At 64.9% G+C, this 12,918-nt stretch carries 12 protein-coding genes and 1 pseudogene; 7 read left to right on the top strand and 6 right to left on the bottom strand.

The features are described 5' to 3' along the window. Positions 1 to 33 precede the first annotated feature (33 nt). From V6S66_RS02305 to V6S66_RS02330, 6 genes are all read left to right on the top strand, one after another. Positions 34 to 1,560 (top strand): aldehyde dehydrogenase family protein, encoded by a 1,527-nt coding sequence (locus V6S66_RS02305; protein WP_290582444.1) that lies wholly within the window; start codon positions 34 to 36, stop codon positions 1,558 to 1,560. Continuing rightward, positions 1,557 to 2,393, top strand: a complete 837-nt coding sequence (locus V6S66_RS02310; protein ID WP_334205151.1) for an SDR family oxidoreductase — start codon at positions 1,557 to 1,559, stop codon at positions 2,391 to 2,393. The genes V6S66_RS02305 and V6S66_RS02310 overlap by 4 nt, the downstream gene beginning before the upstream one ends. A gap of 48 nt (positions 2,394 to 2,441) precedes the next feature. Then, on the top strand, positions 2,442 to 3,509 hold the full coding sequence (locus V6S66_RS02315; protein ID WP_334205152.1) for a BtrH N-terminal domain-containing protein: 1,068 nt from the start codon (positions 2,442 to 2,444) through the stop codon (positions 3,507 to 3,509). A gap of 75 nt (positions 3,510 to 3,584) precedes the next feature. Further along, on the top strand, positions 3,585 to 5,216 hold the full coding sequence (locus tag V6S66_RS02320) for a fatty acid--CoA ligase (RefSeq protein ID WP_290582439.1): 1,632 nt from the start codon (positions 3,585 to 3,587) through the stop codon (positions 5,214 to 5,216). A 251-nt stretch (positions 5,217 to 5,467) separates the two neighbouring features. Further along, complete coding sequence (locus tag V6S66_RS02325; protein ID WP_334205153.1) at positions 5,468 to 5,830, top strand: PaaI family thioesterase; 363 nt, start codon at positions 5,468 to 5,470, stop codon at positions 5,828 to 5,830. A gap of 35 nt (positions 5,831 to 5,865) precedes the next feature. Beyond that, entirely contained in the window at positions 5,866 to 6,582 is a 717-nt protein-coding gene (locus tag V6S66_RS02330) for a lysophospholipid acyltransferase family protein (protein WP_334205154.1), read from the top strand. A 45-nt stretch (positions 6,583 to 6,627) separates the two neighbouring features. Here the strand turns inward: V6S66_RS02330 and V6S66_RS02335 are convergent, their stop codons facing one another. From V6S66_RS02335 to V6S66_RS02345, 3 genes and pseudogenes are all read right to left on the bottom strand, one after another. Beyond that, positions 6,628 to 7,830: an NAD(P)/FAD-dependent oxidoreductase gene (locus tag V6S66_RS02335; RefSeq protein WP_334205155.1), complete on the bottom strand. Its 1,203-nt coding sequence runs from the start codon at positions 7,828 to 7,830 to the stop codon at positions 6,628 to 6,630. An 11-nt stretch (positions 7,831 to 7,841) separates the two neighbouring features. After that, a pseudogene (locus V6S66_RS02340) lies at positions 7,842 to 9,215 on the bottom strand (cytochrome P450); the annotation flags it as partial. Between the two features lie 25 nt (positions 9,216 to 9,240). Continuing rightward, positions 9,241 to 9,603: a 2Fe-2S iron-sulfur cluster-binding protein gene (locus V6S66_RS02345; protein WP_334205156.1), complete on the bottom strand. Its 363-nt coding sequence runs from the start codon at positions 9,601 to 9,603 to the stop codon at positions 9,241 to 9,243. An 89-nt stretch (positions 9,604 to 9,692) separates the two neighbouring features. Between V6S66_RS02345 and V6S66_RS02350 the strand changes: the two genes are divergently transcribed. After that, on the top strand, positions 9,693 to 10,700 hold the full coding sequence (locus tag V6S66_RS02350) for an AraC family transcriptional regulator (RefSeq protein WP_334207210.1): 1,008 nt from the start codon (positions 9,693 to 9,695) through the stop codon (positions 10,698 to 10,700). Positions 10,701 to 10,727: 27 nt separating this feature from the next. On the opposite strand, the gene V6S66_RS02355 is transcribed toward V6S66_RS02350, so the two are convergent. The 3 genes from V6S66_RS02355 to cmtR form a co-directional block, all read right to left on the bottom strand. Further along, positions 10,728 to 11,396, bottom strand: a complete 669-nt coding sequence (locus tag V6S66_RS02355) for a TetR/AcrR family transcriptional regulator (RefSeq protein WP_229054645.1) — start codon at positions 11,394 to 11,396, stop codon at positions 10,728 to 10,730. Between the two features lie 157 nt (positions 11,397 to 11,553). Beyond that, positions 11,554 to 12,213 carry a cation diffusion facilitator family transporter gene (locus V6S66_RS02360; protein ID WP_334205157.1) on the bottom strand — a complete coding sequence of 220 codons (660 nt, stop codon included), beginning with the start codon at positions 12,211 to 12,213 and terminating at the stop codon, positions 11,554 to 11,556. Beyond that, complete coding sequence (gene cmtR, locus V6S66_RS02365; protein WP_334205158.1) at positions 12,210 to 12,560, bottom strand: Cd(II)/Pb(II)-sensing metalloregulatory transcriptional regulator CmtR; 351 nt, start codon at positions 12,558 to 12,560, stop codon at positions 12,210 to 12,212. The genes V6S66_RS02360 and cmtR overlap by 4 nt, the downstream gene beginning before the upstream one ends. Positions 12,561 to 12,918 lie beyond the last annotated feature (358 nt).

Genomic DNA, 12,918 nt, shown 5'->3' on the forward strand with positions numbered 1-12,918 from the left:
TTCCCGCTGGTCCGACAAGGCCTTGGAGGCCCCATGAGCACGACCACCGCCCACGCACTGCAGGTTCTCAACCCCATCGACGGTCAGTTGATTGCATCGCTCCCCGGGGATGATCGCGAGTCCGTGGACAAGGTTGCGGCGGGTCTTCGCGATGCTCAGGTTGCTTGGTGCGACACCGACCCGCGAGACCGGGCGAGGTGGATGCGCCTTTGGCGGGACTGGATTCTGGCGCACACCGAAGAGCTCACGGACCTGCTACAGGCGGAGACGGGCAAGGTGCGCCCCGATGCACTTGTCGAAACCACGGTGTCTTGCGAGTTCATCACCTACTACGCCGACCACGCGGAAGAGTTTCTCGCAGACGAGAAGATCAAGTCGGCAGGGCTGCTGAGCCTGCCGAAGCGCTTGTCCACGTCCTATCACCCCTACCCCGTTGTCGGACTCATCACGCCGTGGAACTTTCCGATCACTCTTTTCCTCATGGATGCAGCACCAGCTCTGGCTGCCGGGTGTGCCGTCCTCGCGAAGTCCTCGGAGGAAACCCCGTTGACGTGTGCGCGTGTCGTCGAGGGGTGGACCGAAATCGGCGCTCCTCCGGTCCTGGCTCACGTAGTTGGGAGTGGCGCCACCGGAGCTGCGGTGGTGGACGCCGTTGATTACGTGCAGTTTACCGGTTCGACAGCCACAGGTCGGGCGGTCGCCGTCCGCTGTGCTGAGCTCCTGAAGCCGGTGAGCCTCGAGCTGGGCGGCAAGGACCCGGCGATCGTGCTGGAGGACGCTGATCTTGCGCGCGCCGTGGAAGGCATCGCTTGGGGAGGACTGTTCAATGCTGGCCAGGTCTGCATCTCTGTCGAGCGCGTCTACGTAGTCGCGGACATCTACGACGAGTTCGTCGAACGGCTGATCAAGCGAGTGCAGTCTCTGACTCAGGGCGCTGCAGCCGGTGACGATGTCGGGGCGATGGTCACGACGAGGCAGGTTGACATCGCTGATCGCCACGTGACGGAGGCCGTGGCCGCTGGCGCTCGGGTTGCCGCCGGAGGTACTCGGGGTGCCTCAGGGAACTACTACGCGCCGACCGTGCTGGTCGATGTCACCCATGAGATGGCCTGCATGACCGAAGAGACGTTCGGCCCAACCATCCCTGTCATGCGTGTGGCCGACGAGGACGAGGCCGTGCGCTTGGCCAATGACTCGGTCTACGGTCTGTCCGCAACCGTCTGGACCCGTGACCATGCTCGTGCGCAGCGCATCGCGCGCCGGCTTGAGGCGGGTGCCGTCAACATCAACGATGTCTTCAGCAACCTGTTCGCCAGCGCGCTGCCGCATAGTGGCTGGAAGGTCTCAGGCATAGGAGCGCGTCTCGGCGGTGCCTACGGGATGCGAAAGTACTGCCGGGTCCAAGCGCTGACCCAGCCAAGGATCCCGGTTCTGGCACGAGAGCTCACGTGGTACCCGTACACCTCCCGACGTACGGCCATCGCCGGAACAGTGTTGCGCGCGGTCGCCGGTCGCGGACTGCGGCAACGTCTCGGCCTCAGCAAGGAGAAGTGCAAGTGACGACGAAGAGTGCAGGTGCCTCGGCGAAGACCGTGGCTATCACCGGCGGTGCCCGGGGCATCGGTTATGAAACCGCCAAGGAACTGATCCGGCGGGGCCACCGGGTCGCCATCGGCGACATCGATGAAGTCCGCGCCAAGGACACCGCCGCTGAGCTCGGTGTGGACGTCGTGACGCGGCTCGATGTGACGGACCCCGAGTCGTTCCTTGCGTTCCTCGATCTGGTTGAAGCCGAGCTCGGTCCCCTCGACGTGTTGATCAACAATGCCGGAATTATGCCCACCGGCGCCGCGCACCAGGAAGAGGACGCGGTGACCCGACGCCAGGTGGAGATCAACATCCTCGGGGTCATCTTCGGGAGCAAGCTTGCCCTTCAACGGATGCTGCCGAGGCGTGCCGGGCACATCATCAACACGGCATCGCTGGCTGGCGAGCTTGCCGTTCCCGGTCTGGCGACGTACTGCGCCACAAAGTTCGCGGTCATCGGTTTCACCGAGGCAGCCCGACAGGAGTACCGCAAGTCCGGCATCCAGCTGTCCACCGTCCGGCCGACGTTCACCAACACGGAGCTCGTCGCCGGAACTACTGGGGCAAAAGGGCTGCGAAACGCCGAGCCGGAAGAGATCGCTCGGGCCACAGCCGACTTGATCGAGAATCCCCGTCCCTTTGTGAGGGTCACCCGTTTGGCCGGCGGCGTCATCGCGGCTATGAAGTTCGTTCCGACGCGGCTCTCTACCGGTCTTGGCTCCGCTCTAGGCGCGGACTCGGTGTTCCTCGAAGATGTCGACACGGCAGCTCGGCAGGCCTATCTGAATCGCATCCGCGACAACTGACCAGCTACTCCTAAGTATTCCGACCCAGCTACCTGTAAAGGACTTCACATGCCGAACGCGAGCCTCATCCGGGAGTATCCCCATCAGATGGGCGGGCATTGCGGCTCCGGCGCCTTGCGCGACCTGCTGCACTGGAGTGGTCTTGGATGGGATGGCCCGCCTCGTGAGGGCCTTGTCTTCGCCCTCGGTGGTGCACTAGGCCTCTCGTACGTCCAATCGGATGGCTTGGCGCCCCCGATCTACCTCGTCGGTCGAGGCTCGGACTTCGAAGTCGATCTCCCGGTGCGTTTGGGGGGAGATGTGCAGGTACTCACCACTGACGATCCTGCCGAAGGGTGGTCATGGGTCCGAGACGAGGTGGACGCGGGACGTCCCAGTTTGGTGTGGGGGGACATCGCCGAACTGCCGTACCTGCGGGTCAAGTTGCAGATGAGCCGCCACGACATTGTGGTGGTCGGATACGACGAGAGCGAGGGTGTGGCCTACGTCGTGGACAACGATCGAGCCGATGTCCAAGAGGTCCCGCTCGACGCCCTGGCGCGAGCCCGGTCGTCGACATCTTTCCCGGAGCCGACACGCCATTGCACCTATCGGATCTCCTGGCCCGAATCGTTGCCGAACATCTCGGGCGTCGCGGCAGAAGCCTTCAAACAGTCCGCGACCAGGATGCGCAATCCAACAGGACCGGGGATCGTCGATCTCACGTCGGCGACCAGCGGGGCTGAAGGTCTGGAGGGCGTGAGGCTGCTTGCCTCGGACACTGAGACGTGGTCCGACCTTGCTGCGCACGAGTCTGAGGTTCTCCTCTTCAGCCTGAGCGCCTTCATCGAAAAGGCGGGCACCGGCGGTGGGTTGTTCCGTCGGCTACTCGCCGACGGTTGCGAGGACGTCGCTCGCTTGACCGGAGACGCGGCAACCGCCGATCTGGCCGAGGTCGCCCTCCGGTGCGCGCAGGCGTGGACGCAGACCGCTCGCGCCGGTGTCCAGCGCGATGTCGACGTACAGGCGCGGGCGGAGGCGGTCGCCCTGGCGGCCAGCGTCCTGCCTCAGCTGGAGTCGGACGTGGTCGACGCCCTTGAGTCCGCCGCGACCTCCCTGACGGTCGAGGGTCGCTGACCTCCCCACGTAGCGCGGGGCATGTTAATCCCAGCATTGCCGTCCACTGACCTTGAAGTACACCGAGGAGATCTGATGAAAAGCACGATGATGAATGTCCCGTTGACCACCGCGGCGATCATGAGACACGGCTCGACGGTGCACGGCTCGGCGACTGTGCGGACCTTGCAGCCCGATGGAAGCGTGAAGACCGGCACCTTCGCAGAGATCGGACGCCGGGCAGCGCAGTTGGCCAACGCCCTGAGGGGTTCGGGCGTCACGGGTGACGAGCGTGTCGCGACTTTCATGTGGAATAACCAGGAGCATGTGGAGGCCTACTGCGCGGTGCCCTCCATGGGTGCAGTCCTGCACACCTTGAATCTCCGGCTCACGCCGGAGCAGATCGTCTACATCGGCAACCACGCGGAGGACCGGGTCGTGATCGTTGACGGGAGTGTCGTCCCGTTGCTGGCACCGGTGCTGCCGCAGTTGAGCAGCGTTCACACCGTGATTGTGACCGGCGATGTCGATCTTGCGCCGCTACGTCGCGACGGTCTCGCTGTCGTCGGCTACGAGGAATTCATCGCAGATCAACCGGAGACATTCGACTGGCCGGACCTCGATGAGCAGTCTGCGGCCGCAATGTGCTACACGTCTGGGACAACGGGTAACCCCAAGGGTGTCGCCTACAGTCACCGTTCGACCTACTTGCACTCCATGGCCGCCTGCGCAGCCGACGGGCTTCGGGTCAGCAGCGACGATCGGGTCCTGGCGATCGTTCCGATGTTCCACGCCAATGCCTGGGGTCTGGTCTATGCCGCCTTCCTGGCGGGCGCAGACCTGCTGATGCCTGAGCGATTCCTCCAAGCCGAACCGTTGGTCCGGCTTATCGACGGCGAGAAGCCCACCATCGCCGGGGCAGTCCCGACCATCTGGAACGACGTCCTCCACTTCTTGGAAACACACGCGAGCTACGACGTCACCTCACTGAACCTGGTTGCCTGCGGCGGGTCCGCGGTTCCGCTCCATCTGATGAAGGCTTTCCAAGAGAAGTACGGCATCCACGTCGTCCAGGCGTGGGGTATGACCGAGACCTCGCCGCTGGCCTCCATCGCTCGCCCTTCGGCATCGCTCGACGTTGACGAGCAATGGCGCCTTCGAGCCACGCAAGGTCGACCGGTCGCCGGGGTGGAACTCAGGATCGTCGACGATGGTGGCAATGTGCTGCCGCACGACGGGGCAAGCGTCGGCGAGCTGCAGGTGCGAGGCCCATGGATCACCGGATCCTACTTCGGTGAGGATGAGGACACGGACAAGTTCGAGGACGGGTGGCTGCGCACCGGCGACGTGGGCAGGGTGGACGAACGGAGCTTCGTAACCCTGACGGACCGCACAAAGGATGTCATCAAGTCCGGTGGCGAGTGGATCTCATCTGTCGAGCTCGAGCTGTTGCTCGCGGGCCACCCGGACGTGCTCGAGGTGACGGTGATCGGGGTGCCAGACGAGAAGTGGCAGGAACGCCCTCTCGCAGTGGTCGTGGTCCGAGAGGGACGCGACCCGTCGCCTGCTGACCTGCGTGACTTCCTCGACGGCAAGGTCGCCAAGTGGTGGCTGCCCGAGCGCTGGTCGTTCGTCTCCGAGGTGCCGAAGACATCAGTCGGTAAGTTTGACAAGAAGCGTTTGCGATCCTCGCATTCGGACGGCGAGCTGACGGTCGTTGAAATCTGAGCTGATCGTCAGGTCTGCCAACTTCAGGCAGGAAGGAAATGGGAATGACGAGGATGTCGGGAGCCTGTGACGACGATGACGGCAAAGCTCACGTCGGCACGGACGAGGCGAGCGGCGATGGCGGAGTGATATCTCGATGGTCGGCGCACCTCGCTGGCCAGGATGAGGTGAGTATCGGCGACCTGTTGCCGCCTCACTCTTCAAACTGCGCAGGTTGCGGCCCGGAGAACCCAGCTGGCTTGGGCCTTCGCGTGACGCGCACGGCCACTGGGGTCGAGTCGGTCCATCAGTTCTCCCATGCGCAGGAAGGTGCTCCGGGCATCGTCCACGGCGGCGCCGTTGCGTTGGCGTTCGACGACCTGTTCGGCTTCACCCTCTATGCGGTCGGATCGCTTGCCGTGACGCGAAGCATCACGGTCGAGTACGAGGCGCCGTTCCGGCTGAACCAGCCTTATACCTTTCGTGCGCAGGTCGCTCAGCGTGAGGGCCGGCGCCTGCTGCTTCGTGCTGAGGCGTGGGATGCCTATGGTCGGCGTGCGGGCTCAGCCGATGCGACGTTCGTCGTGGTCGATCCGCGGCACTTCCGCCTTGAGCATGTACCCGCGTCCCGGTAGCGACCCGTGAGCTGGGTAGACATGGAGAAGCGGCAATGAAAACGTTGCAGGGGTCGCGTGACGATGAAGCTGCTCCAGACGGGCGCTCGCGGTGGGGCGTCGCATGGTGGCTGGCGTTCGTGGTGTGCAAGCCGGCTCTGATCGCCGTGCGTCGCCGCGACTGGCGAGGTCTCGACGGCATCCCGCGGCGTGGAGGCGCGCTGCTCGCCGTCAATCACGTCTCGGAAGTTGATCCGCTGCTCGTCGCCGAAGCCGTGCTTGCCACGGGTCGGACGCCGGCCTTCCTGGCCAAGAGCAGCTTGTTCGGCAGCGGAATTGTGGGCTGGTGGTTCCGGGCTGCCGGCCACGTCGAGGTGGACCGCGACCGTGGTCGTGGGGGATTCGATGCGGCCCTGCAAGCACTCCGCAGCGGAGCTCTTGTCGTCGTGTACCCGGAAGGATCCATCACCAAGAACAGTGACGGCCGTCTGATGGAGCTGAAGTCGGGAGCCGTGCGACTTGCGCTGGAGTCAGGTTTTCCACTCATCCCGGTGGCGCAGATCGGAGCCCAGGAAATCCTCCCGGCGTACAGCCGTCGTCCGCGGCTTCTCAAGCGTCCCGTGGTCACGATCGACGTCGGTCGACCTCTAGGGCTGGACGACCTCCGCGGGCGCGGAGCGGATCCGGATGCCGTCCAAGTCGGGACGCGTCGCTTGGCAGACATCCTGGCCACCATGATCGAGGATCTGGCAGGAGACCGGAGCCTCGTGTGAGGCCGTTCGACTGACGTCAGGACGCCGAGTCGTCCGCCCACCACTTCAGCCGACGGACTGGCCGACGAGTTCCTCCCGCAGTACGGGTGTCCGCTGGGTGATGACTCGCTTGCTGAACATGAAGTCGCGCGGCCGGTTGACGCAGTCGGCAGCAATGAGTTCGCCGTCGCGCAGATAGAAGCAGGTGAAATCTCGGTCGCGAGCTGGGTCGCCGCTCAGGATGACCTCGTCGTACCCGGTGTTGAGGCCGGCGATCTGGAGCTTGAGGTCGTACTGGTCCGACCAGAACCATGGCAGTGCGGCGATCTCCTTGGGTTTGTCGCACATCGCTGCTGCGGCGACCTTGGCCTGCTCGCCGGCGCTCGACACCGACTCGAGCCGAATTCGTCGGCCGTAGCGGGCGATGTCGTGGCTGGCGCAGTCGCCGGCAGCCACGATATTGGGGTCGCTGGTGCGTGCGTGCGAGTCGATCAGGATGCCGTTGTCCACGACGAGGCCCGCTGCTGCAGCCAGCTCGACGTTCGGTTCGACGCCGATGCCGACGATCACGATGTCGGCGGAGATGTTCTCCCCGGATGCGAGGACCACCTCGCGAACCTGGGCGTCGCCGGTGAGCGCTTGGACGAGGGCACCGGTCCGGACGACGACCCCCTCCTCCCGGTGGATCCGATCGAAGAACGCCGAGACCTCAGGTGCAGTGACGCGTTCAAGGACCCGTTCGGTCGCCTCCAGGACGGTCACGTCCAGGCCTAGCGCCCGAAGCGAGGCGGCCGTCTCGAGTCCGATGTAGCCGCCACCGACGATCACGGCGCGACGCGCGGTGGCGGCGGCTTCGCGGATGAGTTCGACGTCGGCCGCCGTGCGCAGGTAGAACACTCCGGCCAGGTCGGCTCCTGGTGCCGGAAGTCGACGGGCGCGAGCGCCCAGGCACAGCGCGAGCTTGTCGTAGCGCAGGCACTCTCCGTTGCTCAACGCGAGCTGCCCCGCCGGGCGGTCGATCGCGTCGACCGTGGCGTCCTGGAGCTGGATGTCCTGCTTGGCGTAGAACTCGGCGCTGCGGATTGCCAAGTCCTCGAGTGTGTTCTTGCCCGCGAGGTAGGCCTTCGAAAGAGGAGGCCGCTGGTAGGGCAGCGCTGACTCGTTGCCGATGAGGATGATCTCCCCGTCCCACTTCTCCTGACGCAGGCTGGCCGCGAGCTGTGCTCCAGCGTGGCTCGCTCCGACGATCACAGCTCGCGACTTGGTCATGCGTTGGTCTTCGGCGTGAGCTGCACCATCAGCTTGCTGATGCCCCGCACGAAGTTCGACTGGACGTACTCCGGTTCGCCGACGACCTCGATGTTCTCGAATCGCGGCAGCAGCTCCTCCCAGAGGATCTTCAGCTGCAGCTCGGCCAGCCGGTTACCCATGCACCGGTGGACGCCGAAACCGAACGAGATGTGGTTGCGCGCATTTGCCCGGTCGATGATCAGGTCATCGGCGCGGTCGAACAGCGCCTCGTCGCGGTTGCCGGAGGCGTACCACATGACGACCTTGTCGCCCTTGCGGATGAACTGGCCGTTGAGCACGACATCCTTCTTGGCGACACGGCGCATGTAGGCGAGCGGGGTCTGCCAGCGAATGATCTCCGAGACCATGTTGGGAATCAGGTCGGGATTGGCCTTCAGCTTCTCGAACTGGTCGGGGAAGCGGTTCAGGGCCAGCACGCCGCCGCTCATCGAATTCCGGGTCGTGTCGTTTCCGCCGACGATCAGCAGCGTCAAATTGCCGATGAACTCCATGGGCCGATCGATCAGGTCCTTGGTGTCCTCGTTGCTCTGCAGCATGGTGATCAGGTCGAAGCCGGGCGCCTCGCCGGCGGCAGTCCTTGCGGCTTTGTCGCGCCAGAGGGCGCTCAGACCGAGCGCCGCATCGCGCATGCCGCGGAACACCTTGTCATTGTCGGAGGGGCCACCGTTGGCCTGCTCCATCGAGGACGCCAGGTCCGACCACTCGACCAGCTTGTGGCGTTGCTCGTACGGAAAGTCCAGCAGCGTGGCGAGCATCCGCGCGGTGAGCTCCACCGAGACGTTGCTGACCCAGTCGAACGGCTTGTCCACGGGTAGGTCGTCGAGGACCTCTTGGACGCGTGAACGGATGAGTCCTTCCATCTCACGCAGATTCTTGGGAGCGACGACGCCTTGGACAGCGGCTCGCTGGAGGTCGTGTCGCGGCGGGTCCATCGCGATGAACATCTCGACGTCGAGGAATCGCGGCGGAGTGCCGATGATGATGAACGGCTCGGCGGAGAAGGCCTCGTGGTTCTTGTCGACGGCCACGATGTCGGCGTGGCGCGTGACGGACCAGAACGGTCCGAATGGGCTGTTCGCCTGGTAGTGGACCGGGGCTTCCCTCCGCAGACGCTCGAAGTAGGAGAGCCAGCGACCCTGGCGGTACATGAACGGGTTGCTGACGTCGATGTCGGTCAGCTCCACGTCCTCTACGGGGGGGATCGGCTCCTCGACGAACATCTTCTGACCGTTGGTTCCCGTTACCCAGCGGCGGGTCTTGTCGTAGAGGTGCGCACCCTGGATCTGCCGGTCGACCGGGATGGTCGACTGGACCTTGGTGGTGATGGCTTCTGAGATCTTCATGGCGTGGCTTCCGTCTCTCTCGTCGTCACAGCTGGAATTCGGGAAGTTCGACGGTCAAGCCGTCCCACGAGGCGCAGACCGCCATCTGGCACGCGAGCCGCGAGGTCGGCTGCCGCTCGGGGTTCATCGCGAGCATCTCTTCCTCTTCCGCTCCGGACAGGCCGACCTGCTCGGACCACTGCGGGTCGACGACCACGTGGCAAGTCCCGCAGGCAGCCTCGCCACCGCAGTCTCCGTCGATACCGGGGATCGCCTCGTTGACCGCGACCTGCATCAACGACCGTCCCTCCTCAAGGGGGGCTTCGTACTTCTCGCCGTCGTGCGACACGAAGGTGACAACTGCCATGTGGGTCTCCTGAAGAACTGTCCCGCGCGTGATGAACTTCATACGAGTGTTGCCGGGTTGGGTAGCGGTGGCTATGGTCGCCGGAGTCAATTACTTGTGATTTCGGCTCACGGAGAGGCGGTTTGGTGATCATGGTCGAGCCTTGCGTTCCGCCGCTCGCCTTTGTGCAGCTGCTCGCGAGCCAGGCGCTCGAGCCGGACGCCGTCGCGCGGTTCCGTCGTGTCATGATTCGCGAGGGAGTCAGCGAGTCGACCATGGTCGAGCGTGACGTCCAGGCACCTCTGCGCTGGTTCAGGGAGGTGTATCCGGCGTTGGACTCCGCTCAGGCGACTCATCTCGGGCGGGCGTGCGCAGCGCAGGCGCAGCTGACCACCTTCGGGCCACTGAGCCTGCCGCTGGTCAGTGCCGGCTCGGTCGCGGAGATCGTGGAGCTGCTGACTTACTTGCCGTTGATCTCGACCGCGCTCAGTCCTCAGCTGCATCACTCCGATCAGGGTCTGACGGTCGGTTTCACCGGCCACACGGGTGATCCGGACCTGGATCGGTTGGTGATCACCTACTGCGGATCGGCACTCGTGCGTCTGCTGAAGCTGCTCGTAGGTGACATGTCGACCGTCACCCTGCATCTGGCATGGTCGGCGCCCCCCGGCCTGGCCGATGATTCGGATGTGGTGAGCGGTCAGCTGGCCTTCGATGCCCCGATCTCATTCCTCCGGGTACCTGCTGAGACCCTCAGCGAGGTGTGTCGGTTCTCGGATCCGATCGCCTATCGGCACGCGATCGCCGAGCTGGAGAAGGCTCTCGAGCGCCGCAATGGGCCGCTGTCGTTCTCGCGAACCGTGAGGCTTCTGGTGGATGAAGGTGACGTCCTGAGAAGCAGCCAATCGGTCGCCGATGAGCTGTCGATGTCGGCCAGCACCCTCAAGCGACGACTCGCTGATGAGGGCACCACATTCCGTGAGCTGCGCGAGACTTCGTTGCGAGAGCGCGCGGTGCTGCGTCTGCTCGAACGAACGGCGACGGTGAGCGAGATTGCCAGCGACCTTGGATACGGCGATCTCACGAACTTCTCGCACGCGTTCAAGCGATGGACCGGACAGTCTCCGAGCCAGTTCCAACGCGAGCGGGGAGTGCGGTGACGCGAGCGCTCTCCCAGGTGCGCCGAATCAGCGGACGGTGACGGCGGGGTCGACTCCCCGGGCCCCGTCGGCGGTCTCGGATCGACGCAGTCCGAGGTACCGAAGTGCCACCTCGGAGATCTGCTGGCCGGTGGCCTCGGCATCTGCCCCCGGAAGGGCCAGGTGGCTGACGGCGAGTCGGACAAGGGCGTCCGTCGCGTTCTGGACGTCGGTGACGTCCAGTTGGGGGAACTGCTGGTGCATCCACGCCGCCAGGGCCTCGCTCGCGACGTCGAGCAGACGTCCGGAGGTCGTGATGAGAGGAAGCATGCCCTTGCGGGCGTCGAGGACGTCGGTCTTCAGCGCCGGATCGCGGTGCGAGACGAGGACTGCACGCAACAAGGGACTTCTCTCCGCCTCGGCCAAGGTGTAATGCACCGCCGCCTGAATCCCGCCCGCGGCGTCGGTTGAGTAATGGGCCAGTACGTCCTTGATGCCGGCTAAGAAGCGGTCGGCCTCGTGGAGGACCAGGGCTTCGCCAAGGGCCTGCTTGTCACCGAACTCCTTGTAGAGCATGGCGCGCGGGGCGCCGATCAGGATCGCGATGTGACCCACCCGGACCTTGTCCCAGCCCTTCTCGACCGTCTCGGCGTAAGCCGCCTCCAACACACGCCTCCGCAGGTGAGCTCTGTAGGACTCCCGGAGCGGCGTGGCCATGGACAAATTCTAGGTGATTGTCGCGACGGTGACAGTGACTTGGGCGGAGCCAGCCGTCCCTGGGCGCCGACGTCGCCCGGGCGACAGTCGCGCCCGGCCACCCCAGTGAGGCGATCGTCCAACCTTGCGAGCTCCAGGATCGCACGCTCGGTTTGGATCAGCCGTCCTGCTCGGCGTCTTCGACCATCTCCTGGAGCACCTCGAACGGCGACTCGACGTCCCCGCTCCAGGCTTCGATGCCTTCTCGGATGGCCAGGCCGGCGACGACCAGGGCGGCGACCGAGTCGGCCCAGGCCCAGCCGAAGAGGCTGTTGAGCAACAGGCCGATGAGGACGGTGCCGGAGAGGTAGATGCACAGGAGCAGCTGCTTGGCGTCGGCGATGACGCTCTTGGAGCCGAGCTCGCGACCGGTGCGGATTTCGACCCAGGCCAGCAGCGGCATGACGAGCAGGCTGACAGTGGCGATCCCGATACCCAGCGGGCTGTGGTCAACTTCCTGCGCGCCGGTCAGCGAGAGCGCAGAGTCGATGATGACGTAGGCGGCCAGCGCGAAGAACGCGATACCGATCGCCCGGACGGTCGCCTTCTCCCACCGCTCCGGATCGGATCGGGTGAACTGCCAGGCCACGGCCAGCGCGGAAAGAACTTCCACGATCGAGTCCAAGCCGAACCCGATCAGAGCGGTTGATGAAGCCAGGGTGCCGGCCCAGATGGCGACGACGGCCTCGATGACGTTGTAGGTGATCGTGAAGCCCACGATGAGGCGCACCCGACGGTGCAGCACCGAACGACGTTCGGCGGTGACAGTGTTGCTCATCGCGACACCTCCGGCGCCGGGATCGAACACGTCTCGTCGACGCACTCTGCGCCCTCATCAACTGCGAGCGTCACGTCGAGGAGTGCGACCAACGCTCGACCGAGGCGAAGGTCAGCGATCTCGTACCGCGTCTGCCGGCCCTCGGGCTCTGCGACGACAATGCCGCAGTCACGAAGGCAGGCCAAATGGTTGGAGACGTTCGAGCGGCTCAGCTCGAGCTTGCGCGACAGCACCGCGGGGTAGTTCGGTCCGTCGAGGAGGGCGAGGAGGATGCGGGACCTGGTCGGGTCCGCCATCGCGCGGCCGAGACGGTTCATCACGTCAAGACGACTCGGAATGGTCAGCATGCGATGACTATACATTGGAGACTGACCGAAGTGAAAGGTGCTGCGGTGTGCCGAATTCGGTCCTTCTCGGTGCTCGTTCGCCGCAGACGCCAGAACCTAGAGCTGGAATCGGTTCGGGTTTCGCCGCCGAGATTTTCGGCGCTGGGTCGTGATGAATCGCGGCAGGTTGTAACGCTCGTGGGTGGCATCCGCGGCACGCGCTACGCGGCGATCTGTTACGGCTGCGGGAGCGGGACCAGTCAGACCGCCAGCGGCGCTCATCGTTTCTCCGGTACCCTCGCCGAGGTTGATTGTTCACGGACCAAAGGATGAGCGTGGGATCTGCAGCGCCGAAGCGCCGTCTCGTAGCCGAGCGACG

Source organism: Aeromicrobium sp. Sec7.5 (assembly GCF_036867135.1).
Taxonomy (GTDB): domain Bacteria; phylum Actinomycetota; class Actinomycetes; order Propionibacteriales; family Nocardioidaceae; genus Aeromicrobium.

What these genes read in the sequence shown, in the direction of transcription:
- V6S66_RS02320 (WP_290582439.1), top strand. Translation starts at nt 3,585, where the DNA reads ATGAAAAGCACGATGATGAATGTCCCGTTGACCACCGCGGCGATCATG.
- V6S66_RS02305 (WP_290582444.1), top strand. Translation starts at nt 34, where the DNA reads ATGAGCACGACCACCGCCCACGCACTGCAGGTTCTCAACCCCATCGAC.
- V6S66_RS02350 (WP_334207210.1), top strand. Translation starts at nt 9,693, where the DNA reads ATGGTCGAGCCTTGCGTTCCGCCGCTCGCCTTTGTGCAGCTGCTCGCG.
- V6S66_RS02345 (WP_334205156.1), bottom strand. Translation starts at nt 9,603, where the DNA reads ATGAAGTTCATCACGCGCGGGACAGTTCTTCAGGAGACCCACATGGCA.
- V6S66_RS02330 (WP_334205154.1), top strand. Translation starts at nt 5,866, where the DNA reads ATGAAAACGTTGCAGGGGTCGCGTGACGATGAAGCTGCTCCAGACGGG.
- V6S66_RS02335 (WP_334205155.1), bottom strand. Translation starts at nt 7,830, where the DNA reads ATGACCAAGTCGCGAGCTGTGATCGTCGGAGCGAGCCACGCTGGAGCA.
- V6S66_RS02360 (WP_334205157.1), bottom strand. Translation starts at nt 12,213, where the DNA reads ATGAGCAACACTGTCACCGCCGAACGTCGTTCGGTGCTGCACCGTCGG.
- V6S66_RS02355 (WP_229054645.1), bottom strand. Translation starts at nt 11,396, where the DNA reads ATGGCCACGCCGCTCCGGGAGTCCTACAGAGCTCACCTGCGGAGGCGT.
- V6S66_RS02315 (WP_334205152.1), top strand. Translation starts at nt 2,442, where the DNA reads ATGCCGAACGCGAGCCTCATCCGGGAGTATCCCCATCAGATGGGCGGG.
- cmtR (WP_334205158.1), bottom strand. Translation starts at nt 12,560, where the DNA reads ATGCTGACCATTCCGAGTCGTCTTGACGTGATGAACCGTCTCGGCCGC.